This window comes from Bradyrhizobium sp. P2_E8 (assembly GCF_056403875.1).
In genome coordinates this window covers 1-4,333 of sequence record NZ_JBFUES010000671.1, presented here as the reverse complement: position 1 = coordinate 4,333, position 4,333 = coordinate 1, and the positions used below count along the sequence as shown (strand labels likewise).

Here is a 4,333-nt window from a genome sequence, read left to right as displayed (position 1 = left end):
GGTGAAGTCCGCGTCGTCCGCGATTCAACCCTCGACCGCATCGCCATGGACCAGGCGCGCGCGATGGCGGCGAAGGACGACCTCAGCCACGACGCTCTCGGACCGTTCAACCGCCGCGTCGCACCGGCCGGCGCGGGGCGCGCCGCCGAGAACATCGCCTATGGCTCCGACAATTTCGAGAAGACGCTCGGCCAGTGGATCGACTCCTCCGGGCACCGCAAGAACCTCTTGCTGCACAACGCCTCCCGCGTCGGCATTGCCAGCGCCAAATCTTCCAGCGGCAAGCGCACCTATTGGGCCATGGTGATCGCGGGCGACTACGAGCCGAAGGGCAAGAGCAAAGGCAAGAAGGACAAGGAGCCGCTGGTTGCCGTRAAGCGCGAGGCCGCGCCCGCGAAGAAGCCAAAATCCAGCGAGTGCCACATCAAGCTGCTCAGCCTCTGCATCTGAGACGAGACGCTGCGCGGCAAGCACCGTTGCGCGCGCTTCTCCGGCCAGCCAATATGGCCCCGCCGCTGTCTTGGACCAATTCGAGGCGATCAATGGCCAAAAAATACACCGCTCAATGCGCCTGTGGCGCCATCAAGTTCGAATTCGACACCGATCCGTCCTTCATCGCCAATTGTCATTGCAACGACTGCAAGCGCGCCTCAGGCGGCGAGATGGCAACTTTCTTTGCCGTGCCGGAGGATGACTTCACGCTTCTCAGCGGCAAGCCGAAGGCCTTTCACTACGTCGCGAACTCCGGGAAAGGCCTCGACCGAAACTTCTGCCCCGAATGCGGCTCGCGGGTGTTCAGCTCGAACCTCGACAGTTTCCCCAAAACGGTCTTCGTTCAGTTGGGAAGCCTCGACCGGCCCGACCTGGTCGCGCCGAAGCTCGAGATGTTCACCAAGCGTCGCCTGCCGTGGAATACGCCGCTCCACCTGCCGCAGTTCGAAGAGATGCCGCATTGACGCGGCCAAAGCACGAGAGCCCCATTTGATCGACATCGACCGAATACGCGCCGACACGCCGGCCGCTGACCGGCTGGCGTATCTCCACAACGCGGGCGCGGCTCTCATGCCGGCACCCGTCGTCGCGGCAATGAAGGGGCATATCGACCTCGAGAGCGAGATCGGAGGCTATGCCGCCGCCGACCGCGAGGCGCGCCGGCTTGATTCAGTCTACGGCTCGGTAGGCCGCCTGCTGAATGCCGCGCCCGATGAGATCGCGCTTCTGGAGAATGCGACAATTGCCTGGCAGATGGCGTTCTATGCGCTTTCGTTCCGCAAAGGCGATCGCATCCTGACCGCCGAGGCGGAGTACGCAGCCAACTATGTCGCGTTTCTTCAGGTCGCCAGGCGCACAGGCGCGGTCATCGAGGTCGTGCCGAGCGATCCCCGCGGGGAGCTCGACATCCACGCGCTCGAACGCATGATCGACGAGCGCGTGAAGCTGATCGCCATCACCTGGGTTCCGACCAATGGCGGGCTGGTCAACCCCGCCGCGGCCGTCGGCAAGATCGCGCGGGCGCACGGCATTCCCTATCTGCTCGACGCCTGCCAGGCGGTCGGCCAGATGGCGGTCGACGTCGAATCCATCGGCTGTGACATGCTGTCGGCGACGGGGCGCAAATTCCTGCGCGGCCCGCGCGGCACCGGCTTTCTCTATGTCCGCCGCGGGCTGCTGCAACGGCTCGAGCCGCCGATGATCGATCACTTCGCGGCGCCCTGGGTCTCGCGTGACCAATATCGCCTCCGCGACGATGCGCGCCGTTTCGAGACCTGGGAGAACAACTACGCAGCGCGGCTCGGGCTCGGCGCTGCCGTCGACTACGCGCTCGATATCGGCATGGGGGCTATCGAGCAGCGCTGCCGCCTGCTGGCGGACCGCCTTCGGGGCGGACTCGCCTCCGTTCGCGGCATCACAATTCGCGACCTCGGACGCACACCAGGCGCCATCGTCAGCTTCACGATGGACGGATATGAGGCGGACGCGATTGTCGGCAGTGCCGCTGCCGCCGGCATCACCATCGGTGCTTCACATCCGTCGAGCACCCGCATTGACGCCGAGATCCGGGCGCTGCCGCCGCTCGTGCGCGCCTCCCCGCACTACTACTCCCCCGCAGCCGAGATCGACCGGCTGATCGGCCACCTCGCGGGCCTGACGCCGCGATAACGGGACGGCCGCGCGCTCAGGTGCAGCGCGCGCTCAGTCCGGATGCACTGAGCCTCGCCATGACCTCGTCGAGATGGGCGCTGTCGCGGGTCTCGATCACGAGTTGCAGCAGCGTCGCCTTGGCCGGCAGGTCGGAGAAGGTCCGCTGATGCGAGACCTCGATGATGTTGGCGCCAGCCTCGGCCAGTAATGCGGCCACTGCGGCCAATTGGCCGGGCCGGTCGGGGATATCGAGCGACAGCTGGGTCAGCCGCCCCTCGCGCGCCAGTTCGCGGGTGAGAACGGAGGCGATCAGCCGCGTGTCGATATTGCCGCCGCTCAGCACCAGGCCGACCTTCTGGCCGGCAAAGCGGGACGGATCGGACATCAGCGCGGCGAGGCCGGCGGCGCCGGCGCCCTCGACGACCGTCTTCTCGATCGAGATCAGGGTCGCGAGCGCGCGCTCGAGCTCGGCCTCGTTGACGAGCGCGATGTCGTCGACGAGGCGCCGGACGATTTCGGTCGTGATCTTGCCCGGCGACTTCACCGCGATGCCCTCGGCGAGCGTATCGCCGCGGGCCGGCAGGTTGCCGTCATGGATGGCATTGTACATCGAGGGATAGAGCCAGGCCTCGACGCCCAGAATCCGCAGCGATGGCTTGATCGATTTCGCGGCAATGCCGATGCCGCTGATCAGGCCGCCGCCGCCGATCGGGACGACCAGCGTGTCGAGCTCCGGCACCGCCTTCAACATCTCCAGCCCGACGGTGCCCTGCCCCGCGATGACAAGCGGGTCGTCGTAAGGGTGGACGAAGATCATGCCGTGAGCTTCGCCGTGGCTCCGCGCGAACGCGGCCGCCTCCTCCAGCGTTGCGCCCGTCACCACCACCTCCGCGCCGTGGTGCTTCGTGTTCTCGACCTTCACCATGGGCGTGCCGACCGGCATCACGATGGTGGCGGGAATGCCGAGCCGCCTGGCGTGATAGGYGACGCCCTGCGCATGGTTGCCCGCCGACATGGCGATGACGCCGCGTGCACGTTCATCCGGCGTCAGTGCCGTGAGGCGGTTGAGCGCGCCGCGCTCCTTGAACGAGGAGGTGAACTGGAGGTTCTCGAATTTGAGCCAGATGTCGCAGCCGCAGATATTGCTCAGCGTGCGGCTGTAGCTACAGGGCGTCTCGACGACGGCCCCCCGGATGGTCTCGGCGGCCGCGTGAATGTCGCTAGGCGCGACCGGAAGGCCGCTGAGATCGGAGGAATTGGTTTGGGACAAGTCAGCCATGGGACAGCATAGAGCATTTGTCCGGCGCGGGCGACAAGCCAACCGCTATTTGGTAAATTCCCGGGAACGTGAAGCCCGCCACAGCGTCCACAGCGTGCGCAGCCGCGACGAAGGCTGCGGCCTGAACGGATTGCGTCCCGGACGCGACAGGCGCTTCAGATCGGCCTGCGCCTGGCTCAGCGGCAGGAACGCCGGCCGCATTGACGATGGCACCTGCGCGAGCAGCGACGAGGCCGTCGTCACATGCTGCCGGGCTTCACCTGCAAGCTGTTCGAGCACCGCATGGAGATCGGACGTCTCCTTGCTGGCGAACACATCCTCCATGTTGCAATTGTGGCTCGCCAGCACCTGCTGCGGCAGGAACAGCTGCCGGTGCGCGGCATCGCGCGGCAGATTGGCGATGACCTGCACGATGCCCTGCGCCAGCCCGGCATGACGGGCAAGATGCTCGACCGCGTCCGACGGCGGCCCCATGATCCGCGCAGCGAGGGCGAACAACGCCGAACAGGTCGCGGCCAGATAGCCTTCCAGCGCCGCCGTGGTCGGCATCGGATCGTTGTAGAGATCGAACTGGTGCTCGTCGGCGAGCAGCGACAGCGGCTCGACCGGCAGGTCGAAATCGCGGATCGCGCGCAGCAGCTCGGCCGCCACCGGATTGCCCTCGGCGCTGCCATGGACATGGCCGGAGAGCATGTCGGTCCACCATTGCAGGCGGATTTCGCCGGGCAAGGGCTGGCTCACCTGGTCGCGGACCCGGACGATCTCGACATTGAAGGCATAGAGCGCGAGCAGCGCACGACGCTCGGCGGCGGGCGCGAACAGGGTCGCGACATAGCGCGGAAAGTCGTGGCTGCGCACGAGATCGGCGCAGAAGGCGACGGAATCGGGCGGAGGTGCAGCGCTGCTCATGGC

5 protein-coding genes are annotated in these 4,333 nt (G+C 66.5%); 3 read left to right on the top strand and 2 right to left on the bottom strand.

Going from position 1 to position 4,333, the window contains the following annotated elements:
• The 3 genes from AC1D00_RS29210 to AC1D00_RS29200 form a co-directional block, all read left to right on the top strand.
• Nucleotides 1–450, top strand: a 450-nt coding sequence (locus AC1D00_RS29210) for a CAP domain-containing protein (RefSeq protein WP_477013049.1), incomplete at its 5' end; no start/stop codon positions are given.
• 92 nt (nucleotides 451–542) lie between these two features.
• Nucleotides 543–956: a GFA family protein gene (locus AC1D00_RS29205; protein ID WP_027546610.1), complete on the top strand. Its 414-nt coding sequence runs from the start codon at nucleotides 543–545 to the stop codon at nucleotides 954–956.
• Nucleotides 957–981: 25 nt separating this feature from the next.
• A complete protein-coding gene (locus tag AC1D00_RS29200) occupies nucleotides 982–2,160 on the top strand; it encodes an aminotransferase class V-fold PLP-dependent enzyme (RefSeq protein ID WP_477013048.1) in 1,179 nt (392 codons plus the stop codon).
• 16 nt (nucleotides 2,161–2,176) lie between these two features.
• On the opposite strand, the gene AC1D00_RS29195 is transcribed toward AC1D00_RS29200, so the two are convergent.
• Nucleotides 2,177–3,421 (bottom strand): threonine ammonia-lyase, encoded by a 1,245-nt coding sequence (locus AC1D00_RS29195; protein ID WP_477013047.1) that lies wholly within the window; start codon nucleotides 3,419–3,421, stop codon nucleotides 2,177–2,179.
• Between the two features lie 45 nt (nucleotides 3,422–3,466).
• Nucleotides 3,467–4,330 carry a phytoene/squalene synthase family protein gene (locus AC1D00_RS29190; protein WP_477013050.1) on the bottom strand — a complete coding sequence of 288 codons (864 nt, stop codon included), beginning with the start codon at nucleotides 4,328–4,330 and terminating at the stop codon, nucleotides 3,467–3,469.
• Between the last annotated feature and the right edge of the window lie 3 nt (nucleotides 4,331–4,333).